This is a genomic window from Sinomonas sp. B1-1, assembly GCF_050474465.1.
Classification (GTDB): Bacteria; Actinomycetota; Actinomycetes; order Actinomycetales; family Micrococcaceae; genus Sinomonas; species Sinomonas flava.
In genome coordinates this window covers 308,378-324,090 of the sequence record NZ_JBCHVF010000002.1, presented here as the reverse complement: position 1 = coordinate 324,090, position 15,713 = coordinate 308,378, and the positions used below count along the sequence as shown (strand labels likewise).

General features: G+C 72.4%; 13 protein-coding genes and 1 tRNA gene. 13 read left to right on the top strand and 1 reads right to left on the bottom strand.

The features are described from left to right. Nucleotides 1-4 precede the first annotated feature (4 nt). Nucleotides 5-1,108 carry an AAA family ATPase gene (locus ACQ5BE_RS06100; protein ID WP_430296075.1) on the bottom strand — a complete coding sequence of 368 codons (1,104 nt, stop codon included), beginning with the start codon at nucleotides 1,106-1,108 and terminating at the stop codon, nucleotides 5-7. Nucleotides 1,109-1,274: 166 nt separating this feature from the next. Here ACQ5BE_RS06100 and ACQ5BE_RS06095 point away from each other — a divergent pair, with 166 nt between their 5' ends. The 13 genes from ACQ5BE_RS06095 (at nucleotide 1,275) to ACQ5BE_RS06035 (ending at nucleotide 15,709) form a co-directional block, all read left to right on the top strand. Further along, nucleotides 1,275-2,240 carry a TatD family hydrolase gene (locus ACQ5BE_RS06095; protein ID WP_430296074.1) on the top strand — a complete coding sequence of 322 codons (966 nt, stop codon included), beginning with the start codon at nucleotides 1,275-1,277 and terminating at the stop codon, nucleotides 2,238-2,240. Between the two features lie 172 nt (nucleotides 2,241-2,412). Further along, a complete protein-coding gene (locus ACQ5BE_RS06090) occupies nucleotides 2,413-3,591 on the top strand; it encodes a ubiquitin-like domain-containing protein (protein WP_430296073.1) in 1,179 nt (392 codons plus the stop codon). A gap of 42 nt (nucleotides 3,592-3,633) precedes the next feature. Continuing rightward, the gene (rsmA, locus tag ACQ5BE_RS06085; protein WP_430296072.1) at nucleotides 3,634-4,575 is read left to right on the top strand and encodes a 16S rRNA (adenine(1518)-N(6)/adenine(1519)-N(6))-dimethyltransferase RsmA; all 942 of its coding nucleotides are present in this window, start codon (nucleotides 3,634-3,636) and stop codon (nucleotides 4,573-4,575) included. 10 nt (nucleotides 4,576-4,585) lie between these two features. Next, nucleotides 4,586-5,536: a 4-(cytidine 5'-diphospho)-2-C-methyl-D-erythritol kinase gene (locus ACQ5BE_RS06080; RefSeq protein WP_430296071.1), complete on the top strand. Its 951-nt coding sequence runs from the start codon at nucleotides 4,586-4,588 to the stop codon at nucleotides 5,534-5,536. A 50-nt stretch (nucleotides 5,537-5,586) separates the two neighbouring features. Further along, the gene (locus ACQ5BE_RS06075) at nucleotides 5,587-7,431 is read left to right on the top strand and encodes an ABC-F family ATP-binding cassette domain-containing protein (RefSeq protein WP_430296070.1); all 1,845 of its coding nucleotides are present in this window, start codon (nucleotides 5,587-5,589) and stop codon (nucleotides 7,429-7,431) included. A gap of 131 nt (nucleotides 7,432-7,562) precedes the next feature. Then, nucleotides 7,563-7,766, top strand: coding sequence for a hypothetical protein (locus ACQ5BE_RS06070; protein ID WP_430296069.1), 204 nt, complete (start codon nucleotides 7,563-7,565; stop codon nucleotides 7,764-7,766). A 60-nt stretch (nucleotides 7,767-7,826) separates the two neighbouring features. After that, entirely contained in the window at nucleotides 7,827-8,462 is a 636-nt protein-coding gene (locus ACQ5BE_RS06065; RefSeq protein ID WP_430296068.1) for a DedA family protein, read from the top strand. Between the two features lie 98 nt (nucleotides 8,463-8,560). Then, nucleotides 8,561-8,632 (top strand) — tRNA-Gln (locus ACQ5BE_RS06060). Between the two features lie 98 nt (nucleotides 8,633-8,730). After that, nucleotides 8,731-10,323, top strand: coding sequence for a bifunctional UDP-N-acetylglucosamine diphosphorylase/glucosamine-1-phosphate N-acetyltransferase GlmU (gene glmU, locus ACQ5BE_RS06055; protein WP_430296066.1), 1,593 nt, complete (start codon nucleotides 8,731-8,733; stop codon nucleotides 10,321-10,323). Beyond that, the gene (locus tag ACQ5BE_RS06050; protein WP_208712041.1) at nucleotides 10,324-11,304 is read left to right on the top strand and encodes a ribose-phosphate diphosphokinase; all 981 of its coding nucleotides are present in this window, start codon (nucleotides 10,324-10,326) and stop codon (nucleotides 11,302-11,304) included. A gap of 245 nt (nucleotides 11,305-11,549) precedes the next feature. After that, nucleotides 11,550-12,167, top strand: a complete 618-nt coding sequence (locus tag ACQ5BE_RS06045) for a 50S ribosomal protein L25/general stress protein Ctc (RefSeq protein WP_413250394.1) — start codon at nucleotides 11,550-11,552, stop codon at nucleotides 12,165-12,167. Between the two features lie 118 nt (nucleotides 12,168-12,285). Beyond that, a complete protein-coding gene (pth, locus tag ACQ5BE_RS06040) occupies nucleotides 12,286-12,873 on the top strand; it encodes an aminoacyl-tRNA hydrolase (protein WP_430296064.1) in 588 nt (195 codons plus the stop codon). Nucleotides 12,874-12,985: 112 nt separating this feature from the next. Further along, the gene (locus ACQ5BE_RS06035; protein ID WP_430296063.1) at nucleotides 12,986-15,709 is read left to right on the top strand and encodes a LuxR C-terminal-related transcriptional regulator; all 2,724 of its coding nucleotides are present in this window, start codon (nucleotides 12,986-12,988) and stop codon (nucleotides 15,707-15,709) included. Nucleotides 15,710-15,713: the final 4 nt, after the last annotated feature.

Genomic DNA, 15,713 nt, shown 5'->3' with positions numbered 1-15,713 from the left:
CGCCTCAGGCCCGGCGGCGCTGCTGGCCGGTGGCCGGGATGGGGACCGACTCGATGATCGAGCCGAGGACCGCTGCTGCGCTGAACCCGCTGCCGGCTGCCCTCCGGTCGAGCACGAGCCGATGGGCGAGGACCGCGGGAGCCATCGCGGCGACGTCGTCCGGGAGCACGAAGTCGCGGCCCGAGAGGGCGGCCCGCGCCTTCGCTGCGCGCAGGAGCTGGAGGACCGCGCGGGGGCTCGCGCCCAGCCTCAGCTGCGGGCTCTCCCGGGTCGCCCGGCCCAGGGCGACCGTGTACTCCTTCACGGGGCCGGAGACGTAGACCGCCTTGACGGTTGCGGTCATCGAGCGCACCTCGGCCGCGTCGACCACGGGGTGGACCTTGAGCAGGGGCGAGTCCGACTGGTGGGTCTCCAGCATCTCGGCCTCGGCTGCCGCGTCCGGGTAGCCCATCGAGATGCGGGCCATGAAGCGGTCGCGCTGGGCCTCCGGCAGTGGGTAGGTGCCCTCCATCTCGATCGGGTTCTGGGTCGCGACGACCATGAACGGGGACCCGAGGGCGTAGGAGGTGCCGTCGACGGTGACCTGGTGCTCCTCCATGCACTCGAGGAGCGCCGACTGGGTCTTCGCCGAGGCCCGGTTGATCTCGTCCCCGATCACGATGTTCGCGAACACCGCTCCCGGGCGGAACTCGAATTGCCGGGTGGCCTGGTTGTAGATCGACACTCCCGTGACGTCGCTCGGGAGGAGGTCCGGGGTGAACTGGATGCGGCTGACCGAGCAGTCGATGGTGCGGGCGAGGGTCTTGGCGAGCATGGTCTTGCCGACTCCGGGGACGTCCTCGACGAGCAGGTGCCCTTGGGCGAGCAGGACGGTGAGGGCGAGCCGCGCGGCGTCGGACTGCCCGTCGATGACCTGGCCGATGGAGGCCAGGATCCTCTCGCACGTCGCCTTGAACGCCTCGGCTCCCATCGGGACCGCTGCCGCGCCGTCGAGTGGGGCTGCACCCCGGCTTCCGTTCTGGCTGCCGGCCTGCTGGCCGGCCGCATCCAGGCCGGCGGCACGTTCGAGGCCCTCTCCGAGGTTCTGTCCGACGTGATGGCCGTCCATGCATCCCCCTTCCGGGCGGGCCGGCGACCGCCGGGCCCGTGTGCCGTTCGCCACACTCTAGGACCACGTTACCCGCCCGGACGCCTTACGGCACCGGGGTCCCTGGGAGGGCCGCCACCGCCCGCCAGCTCAGCCCGCCAGCATGCCCGCCACTACAGTTGGTGCCATGTGTGCATCCCACCCGCCCGCCGCCTACCGCTGGACCGAGGACGACGCAGACGAGCAGGCCGTCGGGGGAGCGGACGCTCGGCGGGACGCGCGGGAGCGGCGCGCCGCGCACGACGAGTCCGGCCGGAAGCGGCGCCTCGAGTACCCGCCTGCTCCCGAGCCGCTCCCGGTTCCGGTGGTGGACAACCACACCCACCTCAACTTCCGCGACGGGCTGGTCGAGGTGGGGGTGAGGGACGCGCTCGACGCCGCTGCCGCCGTCGGCGTCGACCGCGCCGTCCAGGTCGGATGCGACCTGCCCTCGTCCCGCTTCACCGTCGAGGCCCTCGAGCACGAGCCGCGGCTGCTCGGCGCCGTCGCCCTCCACCCCAACGACGCGCCGCGGTACGCGGCCCGGGGCGAGCTCGAGGCCGCGTACGAGGAGATCGAGCGCCTCGCAGCCCACCCCCGGGTGAGGGCGATCGGCGAGACCGGGCTCGACTACTTCCGCTCCAAGGGGGACGCGCTCGCAGTCCAGCACGATTCCTTCCGGTGGCACATCGACCTGGCGAAGCGGCTCGGCAAGACCCTGCAGATCCACGACCGGGACGCCCACGACGACGTCGTGCGCATCCTCGCCGAGGAGGGCGCTCCCGAGACGGTGGTCTTCCACTGCTTCTCGGGCGACGAGGACCTCGCCCGGACCTGCAACGAGCACGGCTGGTACATGTCGTTCGCCGGGACGTTCACGTTCAAGAACGCGGAGAACCTGCGCCGCGCCCTGGCCATCGCCGAGCCGTCCCGGGTCCTCGTCGAGACCGACTCCCCGTTCCTGACCCCGCATCCCTATCGCGGCCGCCCCAACGCGAGCTATATGGTCCCCTACACCGTCCGTTCGATGGCGGAGGTCCTCGACGCGGACCTGGCAGCCCTGTGTGCCGCCCTCTCGGCGAACACCGAGGCGGCGTACGGCGGATGGGAGTGACAGAGGTCTCTCATTCGTAGCCGCAGCGTTACGGAAATTGGCCTCTGATAACGTTTCGATTACAGTGGTGTCCGACAGCCGGGGTCGGGGAAGGCCGCCGGACGCTCGGCGCCCCCCTGCCGTTCCAGTCCGACGTCTGCCGTGCCCGGGTGGAACCACGATCGGTGACCCCTTGAGCAGATACTCCGCGCGCAGCGCCTCGACGACCACCCCTCCCGGCACCCGACGCTCCCCGGTCCGCATCGCGGGCCAGGCCGCCGTCGTGGCGGCGCTGGCCCTCGGGACCACCGCCTTCGTCGCCAACAGCAAGACCGTGACGCTGAACGTCGACGGCCAGGCGAGCACCGTGACGACCTTCGCCGGGACCGTCGGGCAGGTCGTCAACGGTGCCGACGTGGAGGTCCGCGGGGCCGACCAGGTCTCGCCCTCGCTCGACGCTTCCGTCGCGAACGGCGCTGTCATCACCGTCAGCCGCGCGAAGCAGGTGACTGTGCAGCTCGACGGCGCGGAGAAGACCGTGAGCACCACCGCGCCCGACGTCCAGAACCTCGTCACCGAACTCGGCGTGGCCTCCACCGCAGTCGTATCCCTCGGAGGGGACACGCGCCTCGCGCCCGAGGGCACCGTCGTCGAGATCACGACGCCGAAGGACGTCGCCGTCGTCGTCGACGGCCAGCCCGTGACGCGCACGACGACGGCCGCGACCGTCGGCGACCTCCTCGCCGAGCTCGGGGTCACCGTGGGCCCGACGGACAGGCTCTCGGCCCCGACCTACGCGCCGATCGTGGCCGGCATGTCCGTCAAGGTCACCCGCCTCGACGCCAGCCAGGGGGCAACCGTGAGCGAGGCCCTCCCGTTCACGACCGAGAAGACCGAGAGCGCCGACCTCACCCAGGGGGAGACCAAGGTCGTGCAGGCCGGCGTCGCGGGCACCGTGGAGAAGAAGTACAGCCTGCTCCTCGTCGACGGCCGCGAGGCCGCCCGCTCCCTCGTCTCGGAGACCGTGACCCGGCAGCCTGTTGCCGAGAAGGTGCTCGTCGGCACCAAGCCCAAGACGCAGCCCGCAGCGCAGAGCGCGCCGACGTCCATGGCGGCGCCTCCGGTGGCGAACCTCGCCATGTGGGAGGCCATCGCGAAGTGCGAGTCGAGCGGCAACTGGTCCGCGAACACCGGCAACGGCTACTACGGCGGCCTCCAGTTCGACATCCCGTCCTGGATCGCCAACGGCGGCGGGCAGTACGCCCCCAACGCCTCCCTTGCCACCAAGGAGCAGCAGATCGCGGTCGCGAACACGTACTACGCCAAGGCCGGGCTCGCGCCCTGGGGCTGCCGCACCGCGGTGGGCGGCTGACGCCCGCCCTGCCGCGGACCGGGCGTCCCGTAGGATTCTCGGGTGACTGAAGCCCCCGGATCCCAGCCCTCGCCCGGATCCCAGCCCTCTCCCGGGCCGCAGCCGCTCCTCGGCGCCGCGGACATCCGCGCCCTCGCGGGCGAACTCGGAATCCGGCCGACCAAGACCCTCGGCCAGAACTTCGTGATTGACGGCAACACCATCCGCCGGATCGTCGCAGCCGCCGGCATCCATCCCGCGGAGACGGTGCTCGAGGTCGGCCCCGGGCTGGGGTCCCTCACCCTCGGCCTTCTCGACGCCGCGGCGCGGGTCGTCGCGATCGAGATCGACCCGGTCCTCGCCCAGCGCCTGCCGGAGACCATCGCACGGTGGCGCCCGGACGCCGTCGGGCGCTTCGACCTCGTGCTCTCGGACGCGCTCAAGGTGACGGACCTGCCGGGGACGCCCGAGGGCCCGGGCGCCCTCGTGGCGAACCTGCCGTACAACGTCGCCGTCCCCGTGGTGCTCCACCTGCTCGAGCACTTCCCGAGCCTGCGGCACGGCCTGGTCATGGTCCAGGAGGAGGTCGCCGACCGGCTCGCGGCCGGACCCGGATCGAAGACCTACGGCGTTCCGAGCGTCAAGGCCGCGTGGTACGGGACCATGCGGAAGGCCGGCGTCATCGGCATGAATGTCTTCTGGCCCGCCCCCAAGATCCACTCGGGCCTGGTCGCCTTCACGCGCACCGCGCCGCCGCCCACGACGGCGCCCCGCGAGGAGGTCTTCGCCGTGATCGACGCCGCGTTCGCCCAGCGGCGCAAGACGCTCCGTGCGGCCCTCTCCGGCTGGGCCGGGTCCGGTGCCGCGGCCGAGGCCATCCTCCGCGCCGCCGGCGTCGACCCGAGCGCGCGCGGCGAAGTCCTCGGTGTGGCGGAGTTCGCGCGCATCGCCGAGGAGAAGCGCGCCGCAGGCTCCGCGTCCGCCGCCTCGGAGGCCCTCGGCTAGCGTGGGGACCATGAGCACCCCCCGTCCCCGCTCCGTGAAGGTCAAGGCCCCCGGAAAGGTCAACGTCTCCCTGCGGGTCGGCCCGGCCCGCCCCGACGGCTACCACTCCGTGGCCAGCGTGTACCTCGCCGTGTCCCTGTTCGAGGAGGTCACGGCCACGAGCACGCCGGAGCCGGGGGTCACCGTCAGCCTCAGCCCGGACAGCACGCTCGACCTCGACGAGCTCGACATCCCCCTCGACGAACGCAACCTCGCGGTCAGGGCGGCCCGCCTCATGGCCGAGGTCACCGAACGGCCCACGGGAGTCCACCTCGAGATCACCAAGCGGGTCCCGGTCGCCGGCGGCATGGGCGGGGGGTCGGCGGACGCCGCTGCCACCCTCCTCGCCTGCGACGCCCTGTGGGGCTCCGGCCTGTCGAAGGAGGAGCTCGCCCACCTCGCGGCCGAGCTCGGCGCCGATGTCCCCTTCGCGCTCCTGGGCGGCGCCGCCGTCGGGCTCGGGGTGGGCGACCAGCTCTCGCCGGCTCTCGCCACGACACGGCTCGACTGGGTCCTCGTCCCGGCCGAGTACGGCCTCAGCACCCCTCGGGTCTTCGCCGAGCTCGACCGGCTGCGCGCGGCCGAGGGGTTCGACGCTCCCGAGCCCACCGACGTCGAGCCCGGGATCCTCACCGCGCTGCGCAGCGGCGACGCCGGCGGGCTGCGCCACCTGCTCGTGAACGACCTGCAGCGGGCCGCCGTCGCGCTCGCGCCGCAGCTGCGCGACACCCTCGGCTGGGCCGACTCCCACGGCGCGCTGGCCTCGATCGTCTCCGGCTCGGGCCCGACGGTCGCGCTGCTCGCCGTGGACGCCGCCGCTGCCCGGGACCTCGTCGACTCGTTCGCGCGCCAGGGAGTCGAGGCGCTCGCCGTGCACGGGCCGGTCGCCGGCGCCAGGATTGTGAGCGACACCGTGCTGTGACGGCTAGGCTTCTGTCGTCGCTTTCCCCAGCACAGTGAGGACCCCATCCCGTGGCACACCTTCTCGGCGGCGAGAACCTGAGCATCTCCTTCGGCACCCGGACGGTGCTCGACGGGGTGACGGTCGGCCTCGAGGAGGGCGACCGCATCGGGGTCGTGGGCCGCAACGGCGACGGGAAGTCCACGCTCATGCGCCTGCTCGCCCAGAAGGCGACGCCCGACGCCGGCCGGGTCACCAAGCGCCGCGACGTCAACGTCGGCTACCTCGACCAGAGCGACGTCCTCGACGGCGACCTGACGGTCGGCGCGGCGATCGTGGGGGACCGCGCAGACCACGAGTGGGCCGCCAACCCGAAGATCCGCGACATCATGGGCGGCCTCGTGGCCGACGTCGACTGGCACGCCCAGGTGCGCTCGCTCTCCGGCGGCCAGAAGCGGCGCGTCGCCCTCGCGAAGCTCCTCATCGAGCCGCACGACGTCATCATGCTCGACGAGCCCACCAACCACCTCGACGTCGAGGGCGTCGCGTGGCTCGCGCGGCACCTCAAGACCCGCTGGCGGCCCACGGAGGGCGCCTTCCTCGTGGTCACACACGACCGCTGGTTCCTCGACGAGGTCTGCACCGACACGTGGGAGGTCCACGACGGGATCGTCGACCCGTTCGACGGCGGCTACGCCGCCTACGTGCTTGCACGCGCCGAGCGCGACCGCATGGAGGCCGTGGTCGAGGGCAAGCGGCAGAACCTCATGAAGAAGGAGCTCGCCTGGCTCCGCCGGGGCGCGCCCGCGCGGACGTCCAAGCCCAAGTTCCGGATCGAAGCCGCGAACGCGCTCATCGCCGACGTCCCCGAGCCGCGCGACGCGGTGGCGCTGTCGAAGATGGCCACGGCCCGCCTGGGGAAGGACGTCATCGACCTCGAGGACGTCAGCCTCGCCTACGACGACCCGTCCGCCGGGGCGGCGGCGCTCTTCGACCGGATCACGCTTCGGCTCGCGCCCGGGGAGAGGGTCGGCGTCGTGGGGGTCAACGGCGCGGGCAAGTCCACCCTGCTCCGCCTGCTCGCCGGCGAGATCGAGCCGACCTCTGGCCGGGTCCGGCGAGGCAAGACCGTGGTGCCCGCCGTGCTCAGCCAGGAGGTCCGCGAGCTCGACGAGGTGTCGGACCTGCGCGTCGTGGAGGTCATCCAGCGCGAGAAGCAGACGTTCGCCGTGGGCGGCAAGGAGCTCACGGCGGGGCAGCTCGTCGAGCAGCTCGGCTTCACGAACCAGAAGCAGTGGACACGCGTGTCCGAGCTTTCGGGCGGCGAGCGGCGCCGGCTCCAGCTCCTGCGCCTCCTCGTCGGCGAGCCCAACGTCCTCATGCTCGACGAGCCGACCAACGACCTCGACACGGACACCCTCGCCGCGGTCGAGGACGTGCTCGACGGCTGGCCCGGCACGCTCGTCGTCGTGAGCCACGACCGCTACCTCCTCGAGCGGGTCACCGACCACCAGCTCGCGCTGCTCGGGGACGGGAAGGTCCGCGACCTGCCCGGCGGCGTCGAGCAGTACCTCCGGCTGCGCGAGGAGGCGCTCGCCGCGTCGGACGCCGCCTCCTCTGCCGGAGCCGCGTCCGGCGAGGCGAGCACGACGGCGGGCACCGCCTCGGGCGGGGGCGCGTCAGCGGCGTCGGCCCACAGCGAGGCCGAGAAGCGCGACGCGCGGAAGGAGCTGGCGCGGATCGAGCGCCAGCTGGGCAAGATCGCGGCCCAGGAGGAGAAGCTCCACGCCCAGATGGCCGAGTCCGCAGACGACTACGGTCGCCTCGGGGAGCTCAACGCCGAGCTCCAGGGGCTGCTCGGGCAGAAGGAGGAGCTCGAGCTCGCATGGCTCGAGGCCTCCGAGGTCCTCGAGTAGCCGGTGGTCGAGTAGCCCGTTGTCCCTCCGGACGACCGCCCCCGGATGTTCACCTCGGCGTCATCCTCCCGGCACGCCCGCTGCGTAGGCTCGGGACCGGCTGCCGAACGGCAGCGGCAAGGGGGATGGCCATGGGCGCGCGCGGCGACGACTTCGCACTGGTGCTGCCGGGTGACCCGGTCACCGTCACGGCACGCGGGCGTCTCGCGGTGTCCGGAACGGTCGACGCCGTGGCTCCGGACGGATCGGTCCTGTGGGTCATCGAGGACGGCGGCCAGGGACGCCACATGGTCCACCGTACGGACGCCGCCACGGTCGTCCGCCACGAGCCCTGAGCCGCCACGCATCTGCTCCCGCGGCTGGCACGCCGGGCGGGCGCGCCCTAGGATCGACCGGTGGGTGACATCGTTGCCGCGGTCCTCTCCATCCCGCCGCTCGCGGCCTACCTGCTCGTGTTCGCCCTCGTCTTCGCCGAGGACGCGGCCTTCGTCGGCTTCGTGGTCCCCGGGGAGACGGCCGCCGTGGTCGGGGGCGTCATCGCGAACCAGGGCAAGGCCGACATCTGGGTGATGGTCCCCCTCGTCGTGGTCGCGGCGGTCGCCGGGGACACCGCCGGATACGAGGTCGGCAAGCACCTGGGCCCGAAGCTCCTGGGATCCCGCGCCCTGCGCCGCCACCGCGAACGCCTCGGGGACGCCCAGGAGTTCCTGGCGAGGCGCGGGGGATGGGCGGTGTTCCTCGGACGCTTCGTCGCCTTCTTCCGGGCCGTGACCCCCGCGCTCGCCGGCGCCTCCCACATGCGCTACCGGACATTCCTCGCCTACAACGCCCTCGGCGGCCTCGTGTGGGGGACCGGCTTCACCCTGCTGGGGTACCTCGCCGGCGCCTCGTACGAGGCGGTGGCGAAGACCGTCGGGCGGGACGTCGCCGCCATCGTGGTCGCCGTCGCGCTCGTCGTGGTGATCGTGTGGCGCGTCCGCAGGTCCCGCCGGAAACGCCGCGTCCAGCGGCGCAGCGGGGGAGGCCAGTAGGCCGGGCGGGGCACCGGGCCATCCGTGGCAGAATTGGTCTCTGTGCCGCGCGCCGCGGGCCGTCCCCGTCGTTCCGGGGCCGGGCTGCTGCACAGCACTCCGCCCTGGTGTAATGGCAGCACGCCGGCCTTTGGAGCCGTGCAGTCTAGGTTCGAATCCTAGGGGCGGAACGTGGCCGCCCCGCCCCCGCGGACGGCGCGGATAGAATGGCGGAGCCACACGCGCCTCAGCCGATCGATCAGGAGAGCCAGCGACAGTGAATGCGGACATGCCCGGCAACAGCGTCAACGCACCCGGTGCGGAGTCCGCACAGACCCCCGAGCGATCGGAACCCGGCCAGGCGTCGGCAGCCCGGGTCGCAGCCGTCGTCGTGCTCGCGGCCGGGGCCGGGACGCGCATGAAGTCGCGCACGCCCAAGATCCTCCACGAGCTCGGCGGGAAGTCCATGGTCGCCCACGCGCTCGCCGCAGCCCGGGGCCTCGCTCCCGAGCGCCTCGCCGCCGTCGTGCGGCACGAGAGGGACCGCGTCGCCGAGCACATCGCCGCCGTGGACCCGGACGCGGTCATCGTGGACCAGGACGAGGTGCCGGGCACGGGCCGGGCGGTCGAGGCCGCGATCGAGGCGCTCGACGCCGCCGTGGCCGCCGAGGGCGGCTCCCTCGCCGGCACGGTCGTGGTCACCTACGGCGACGTGCCCCTGCTCACCACCGAGCTCCTCGCCGAGCTCGTCCGCGAGCACGAGGCCGGCGGCAACGCCGTCACGGTCCTCACGGCCGTCCTCGACGACGCGACCGGCTACGGCAGGATCCTGCGGGGCGGCGACGGCACGGTGACCGGCATCCGCGAGCACAAGGACGCCACCGAGGACGAGCGCGCGATCCGCGAGGTGAACTCCGGGATCTATGCCTTCGACGCGGCAGTCCTCCGCGACGCGCTCAAGCAGGTCACCACCGAGAACGCCCAGGGCGAGAAGTACCTCACCGACGTGCTCGCGATCGCTCGCGAAGCCGGCGGCCGGGTCGCGGCGCTGGCCACGACGGACCGCTGGCAGGTCGAGGGCGCCAACGACCGCATCCAGCTCCAGGCGCTCGCCGCCGAGCACAACCGCCGCACCGTCGAGGCGTGGATGCGCGCCGGCGTCACGGTGGTCGATCCCGCGACGACGTGGATCGACGCGACCGTCCGCCTGGCCGAGGACGTCACCGTCAAGCCCAACACCCAGCTCCACGGCGCCACGGTGGTCGAGCGCGACGCGGTGATCGGCCCGGACACCACGCTCACCGACGTGCTGGTGGGGGAGGGCGCCACCGTGAAGCGGACCGACGGCACGAGGGCCGAGATCGGCGCCGGTGCGACGGTGGGCCCGTTCACCTACCTCCGCCCCGGCACCAGGCTGGGCGCGGAGGGCAAGATCGGCGCGTTCTACGAGACGAAGAACGCCGTGATCGGGCGCGGCGCGAAGCTCTCGCACCTCGGCTACGTCGGCGACGCCGAGGTGGGCGAGGGGACCAACATCGGCTGCGGCAACATCACGGCCAACTACGACGGGGTCAACAAGCACCGCACCGTGATCGGGGCGCACGTCCGCACCGCGTCGAACACCGTCTTCGTGGCCCCCGTGACCGTGGGCGACGGCGCCTACACGGGCGCGGGCGCCATCGTGCGCAAGGACGTGCCCGCCGGAGCTCTGGCCCTGTCCGTCGCGCCGCAGCGCAACGCGGAGGGGTGGACCGAGGCGAACCGCGCGGGCTCGCCGTCCGCCGCGGCGGCTGCCCAGGCCCGCACCGCTGCCGCGCAGGCCCGCGAGGCCGCTGAGACTTCCCAGTCCGCCGCATCCCCGACGAAAGAAGAAGGCAAGTAGATGACCGACATCACGGCACACGGCGAGAAGCGCCTGGTCCTCGCCTCCGGGCGAGCCCACCCGGAGCTCGCGCAGGAGATCGCCAAGGAGCTCGGCACCGAGCTGCTGCCGACGTCGGCGTATGACTTCGCCAACGGCGAGACGTACGTCCGGTTCGAGGAGAGCGTGCGCGGCACGGACGCCTTCGTGATCCAGGCCCACCCGGCGCCGATCAACAACTGGATCATGGAGCAGCTGATCATGATCGATTCGCTCAAGCGCGCGAGCGCCAAGCGGATCACGGTCGTCTCGCCGTTCTACCCCTATGCCCGGCAAGACAAGAAGCACCGCGGCCGCGAGCCCATCTCGGCCCGCCTCATGTCGGACCTGTACAAGACGGCCGGCGCGGACCGGCTCATGAGCGTGGACCTGCACACGGCGCAGATCCAGGGCTTCTTCGACGGCCCCGTCGACCACCTCATGGCGATCCCGCTGCTGGCCGACTACGTGCGCACCCGCGTGGACCTGAACAAGGTCACGGTCGTCTCCCCGGACACCGGCCGAGTGCGCGTCGCCGAGCAGTGGGCCGAGCGCCTCGGCGGCGCCCCGCTCGCCTTCGTCCACAAGTCGCGCGACGTCAACGTCCCCAACTCGGCGGTGTCCAAGACCGTGGTCGGCCAGATCGAGGGCCGCGACTGCGTGCTCATCGACGACATGATCGACACCGGCGGCACCATCTCGGGCGCCGTGACGGTCCTGAAGAACGCCGGGGCCCGCTCGGTGATCATCGCCGCGACCCATGCCGTGTTCTCCGATCCCGCGGCGCAGCGGCTCGCCGAGTCGGGCGCGCGCGAGGTCGTCGTCACGAACACCCTCCCGATCCCGCCGGAGAAGCGCTTCGAGCAGCTCACCGTGCTCTCGATCGCGCCGCTCATCGCCCGCGCGATCCACGAGGTCTTCGACGACGGCTCCGTCACGAGCCTCTTCGACGGCCGCAGCTGACCAGGCACGCCCCGCAGCGGCGGGCGCACGACGGCGGGTGCCCACCCGGCGTCGTGCGCCCGCCGCGCGCGTTCCACCCTCGGCGGGCTGGTAGGATGGACGGCGAACCTTGGCGAGGGAGTGTCCTTCCTGCAGCAGTGCAGGCACTGCTCCGTGATCGACTGGGTCAGATCTCCTTCGGCGGCGTGCTGGAGGCCGTGAAGACTCGTCCTGTCGGCCTCGCCCCGAACCTCTAAGGAGCCACCATGAGCGAGAAGCTCGCAGCCGAGAAGCGCACCGAATTCGGCAAGGGCTACGCCCGCCGCATCCGCGCCGCCCACAAGATCCCCGCCGTCATCTACGGCCACGGCGCCGAGCCGATCCACGTCGCCCTCCCGGGCCACGAGACCATGATCGCCGTCCGCGTCCCGAATGCCCTCCTCACGCTCGACATCGAGGGCGAGGAGCACCTCGCGATCGTCAAGGACATCCAGCGCAACGCCATCCGCCAGACGATCGAGCACATGGACCTCCTCACGGTCCGCCGTGGCGAGAAGGTCGCCGTCGACGTCCCCGTGCACGTGGCCGGCGAGGTCGCCCCCGGGCTCGTCGCCACCCAGGAGGCCGTGACCGTCTCGGTCGAGGCCGAGGCGACCCACCTGCCCACCGCCCTCGAGGTCAGCGTCGAGGGCCGCGAGGCCGGCCAGCACATCCACGCCTCGGACATCGCGCTCCCCGCGAACGTCACGCTCCTGGCCGACCCCGAGACCCTCGTGGTGAACGTCTCCGAGGCTGTCGCCGCCGAGGAGGAGGAAGCTCCCGCCGAGGGCGCCGAGGGCGCCGAGGCCGCCGAGGCTCCGGCCGAAGAGGCCGCGGCCGAGTAGTCTCGCACCCGGGACTCCAGGCGGCCCGTCCCACCCGGGGCGGGCCGCCTTTCCCTTGTCCACTCTCTGGTCCACGTCCTACCGGACCTGTCCAGGTCCCCTTCCCAGGAGCGCATCCATGACCGACACCTGGCTCATCGTGGGCCTCGGCAACCCGGGCCCCGAGTACAGCGGCAACCGGCACAACGTGGGGCAGATGGTCCTCGACGAGCTCGCGGGCCGGATCGGCGGGAAGTTCACCTCCCACAAGGGCGCGCGCGCCGTCGTGCTCGAGGGGCGGCTGGGCATCGGCGGCCCGCGCGTGGTGCTGGCCAAGCCACTGACGTACATGAACGTCTCGGGCGGCCCGACGTCGTCGCTCGCCAAGTACTACGGGATCGACCCCGACCATGTCATCGCCGTGCACGACGAGATCGACATCCCCTTCAACTCCATCAAGCTCAAGCTGGGCGGTGGGGAAGGAGGCCACAACGGCCTGAGGGACATCTCCAAGGCGCTCGCCACGAAGGACTACCTGCGGGTGCGCGTGGGGGTGGGCCGGCCTCCGGGCCGGATGGACGCGGCCGACTTCGTGCTGCGCGACTTCGGCACAGCGGAGAGGAAGGAGCTCCCGTTCCTCCTCGACGAGGCCGCCGACGCCGTCGAAGCGCTCGTCCGCGACGGCCTGCTCGACGCCCAGCAGCGATTCCATCCGGCCAAGGCGTGACCGGGGCCGCCAATATGTGACGTTAGACCCTGCGGCCCCGCGGAGCGTAGCTGTATCGTTTCCCCTGCGACGTTCTATGGGGGACGTGCCGACGCGCTGGGGCGGAGGTTCTATGGGGATCAAGCTCGACGTGCCCGGGCCAGGGCACCTCGTCCGCGAGGCCAGGGAGAGGTCGGCCGACAGGCTCCGCTGGGCGCGGACAGTCCGCGGCAAGGAGATCGCGGAGGCAATCGCAGTGCTCCGGGACGCGAGGTCCTACGGCGTCGTGCTCACCGGCGACGCGAGCCTCGGCAAGTCTGCCGTCGCCTCCGTCCTCGTCTCGGAACTCGATGCCACCGCGCACACTGTCCGCCTGCGCAGCACGATCGTGGGTCGGGAGACGCCCTACGGTGCGCTCGCCCTCCTGCTCGCCCGCCTCCCCGAAGTCGACCAGGGCGACCCCGGGTCGATCATGCGCGGCATCCTCAAGCTGCTCGCGGCGGATGCGGGCGGCCGCATGTCGGTGGTCGCGCTCGAGACGGCGAACAACCTCGACGAGCTGAGCACGGCGACGCTCGTCAACGTCATGGTGACGGGCACATCGAAGCTCATCATCGTCGCCGACCGGGCCAGCGACCTCCCCGTCGACTTCCACTGGATGATCGCCGAGGAGCGGCTCCGGGAGGTTCCGCTCGCTCCGCTCGCGCCGGAGCAGACCCTCTCTGCGCTCTCCGAGCTGCTCGGCGGGCTGGTGCCGCGCACGGTGGGCCTCCAGCTCCACGCGATGTCCCGCGGCAACCCGCAGGTCGCACTGCTGACCGTCTCCGAACTCCTGCAGAAGGGACTCCTCGTCGAGGCCGACGGCGTATGGAGGCTCTCGCCCGACGCGGACACCGGGTCGATCCGCCAGCTCGACGACCTGGTCCGCGCGAGGATCGAGCGGGAGCCGGCCGACGTCCAGACCGTCATCGAGGCGCTCGCGTGTGCGCGCCGCATCTCCCTCGAGCGGCTCCTCTCGGCGTTCGGCGACGAGGTGATCGCGCGCATGGAGGACGCCGGGCTCATCGCCGTGGACGAGGGCGGGCGCCATTCGACCGCGCTCACCGACCCCCTCGTCGGGGACGTCGTGCGCGGCTGGCTCTCGGTGCCACGGAGGCGCGAGCTGCGCAGGCTCCTCCTCGCAGACGGAGAGCCCCCCCTCGAGGTGATCACGACGGTCGAGCTCCTCGGCCTCGCCGCCTGGACCAGGGAGTGCCACACGCCGCTCCCCGTCGCCCACGCGATCGCCGCCGCCGCTGCGTCGCTGCGCCTCTACGACCCCGGGTTCGCTCTCGAGTGCCTCGACGGCGTCGAACGCGAGCCCTCGACCTGGCCCACCGTCCAGCGGCTCAGGGCGCGCGCCTCCCTGGCCCTCCAGCTGCCGCGCCAGGCCCTGCAGTACCTCGAAGACGTGACCGAGGAGGAGCTCGACGAGCTCACTCCCACTGCCGCGGCCAAGTTTGCCGTCTCCCGCGCGGAGGCGACGCGATGGGTTCCGGGGCGAGGCGTGGAGGTCGCGGGACTGCTCGCGGACGCCCGGGGCGAGGTGCTCCTGCGCATCGGCATGGGAGGCGCGGACGACGCCGAGGCGCGCCATGCCATGGCGCTCCTGGACCTGGCAGAGTTCGAGCATGCGGCGTTCACCGGGGACTACGCCGGCGTCGTCGACCGCCTCGAAGCCATGGCCGCAGGCAGGGGCGCGCCCGACGACGAGCTGCGGCTCATCGCCGCCTGCATCCTCATGGAGGCACGCACCGTGCTCGGCCGCGAGCAGGAGGCGCTCGCGCTCATGCACGAGATCGCGAGCCAGCTCGACCGCCACCCCACGGCCGCCCGACTCCGGCACGAGTACGGCTCGCGAGCGTTCATCGTCCTGCTGTACAACGGCCACTGGCGCCAGTGCCTCGCCCTCCTCAAGGGGATGCCGCAGTGGCCGCTCGCCCGCCTGCGCACTGCCGGGGCGTCGGTGGAGCTCGCGATGGGCCTCGCCTACGTGTACGCGGGGCGGGGCAGGGACGCCCTCTCCTACCTGCTCTCCGCGACAGCCCTCCTCGAACAGCAGCCGGTCCTGAACTCGCTGGGCTCCGCCTACGCCGCAACGGCGTTCGCGTACGCCCAGCTGGGCGACGCCGTCGGCGCCCGCCTGTGGCTTTCCCGACTCGATGGGCTGGCCCTCCCGAGCAGCTCCGCAGCCCAGACCGTCACCGAGTTCTGCGCGGAGATGGCGAGGCGCTGGATCGGCGACCCGGGCGCATCACGCCGGCTCGTGGCCTCGGCGCAGGAGGACATCCTCCGCGGTCGCTGGAACAGGGCGGGGATCAAGCTCGTGGGTGCCACCGTCGAAGGCGGGCCGGAGGAGCTCAGGCTGCTCGAGGCGGTGTGCGCGCGCCGGCAGGGACCCCTCGCGGAGGTCGGGCTGTTCCTCGCCCGCGGCTCCCGCACCGGGGACCTCGCCGAGCTCACCCGCGCGGCCGACCTCGCCTCCGGCCTCGAACTCGACGCGCTCGAGTCCCGCTGCGCCGCCGTCGCCCTCGAGAAGGCCAGCGAGCAGGGCGACACCGTCACGCTGCGCCTCATGCAGGCCCGCCTCGACGCCCTCGCCGGGCGCCTGCCGGTCCTTCCCGTTGCGCCGAGCAGGGCCCTGCCGGTGCTCACCGTGCGTGAGCGGGAGGTCGCTGTGCTCGCGGCGAAGGGGACTTCGAACCGGAAGATCGCCGAAGACCTCGGGCTCTCGGTGCGCACGGTCGAAGGCCACCTGTACCAGGTGTTCGCCAAGCTGTCGGTCTCGACCCGGAGCGAGCTGGCAGGCATCCTGTGAGGCC

What these genes read in the sequence shown, in the direction of transcription:
- ACQ5BE_RS06100 (WP_430296075.1), bottom strand. Translation starts at nt 1,108, where the DNA reads ATGGACGGCCATCACGTCGGACAGAACCTCGGAGAGGGCCTCGAACGT.
- ACQ5BE_RS06095 (WP_430296074.1), top strand. Translation starts at nt 1,275, where the DNA reads ATGTGTGCATCCCACCCGCCCGCCGCCTACCGCTGGACCGAGGACGAC.
- ACQ5BE_RS06080 (WP_430296071.1), top strand. Translation starts at nt 4,586, where the DNA reads ATGAGCACCCCCCGTCCCCGCTCCGTGAAGGTCAAGGCCCCCGGAAAG.
- ACQ5BE_RS06070 (WP_430296069.1), top strand. Translation starts at nt 7,563, where the DNA reads ATGGGCGCGCGCGGCGACGACTTCGCACTGGTGCTGCCGGGTGACCCG.
- glmU (WP_430296066.1), top strand. Translation starts at nt 8,731, where the DNA reads ATGCCCGGCAACAGCGTCAACGCACCCGGTGCGGAGTCCGCACAGACC.
- ACQ5BE_RS06050 (WP_208712041.1), top strand. Translation starts at nt 10,324, where the DNA reads ATGACCGACATCACGGCACACGGCGAGAAGCGCCTGGTCCTCGCCTCC.
- ACQ5BE_RS06045 (WP_413250394.1), top strand. Translation starts at nt 11,550, where the DNA reads ATGAGCGAGAAGCTCGCAGCCGAGAAGCGCACCGAATTCGGCAAGGGC.
- pth (WP_430296064.1), top strand. Translation starts at nt 12,286, where the DNA reads ATGACCGACACCTGGCTCATCGTGGGCCTCGGCAACCCGGGCCCCGAG.
- ACQ5BE_RS06035 (WP_430296063.1), top strand. Translation starts at nt 12,986, where the DNA reads ATGGGGATCAAGCTCGACGTGCCCGGGCCAGGGCACCTCGTCCGCGAG.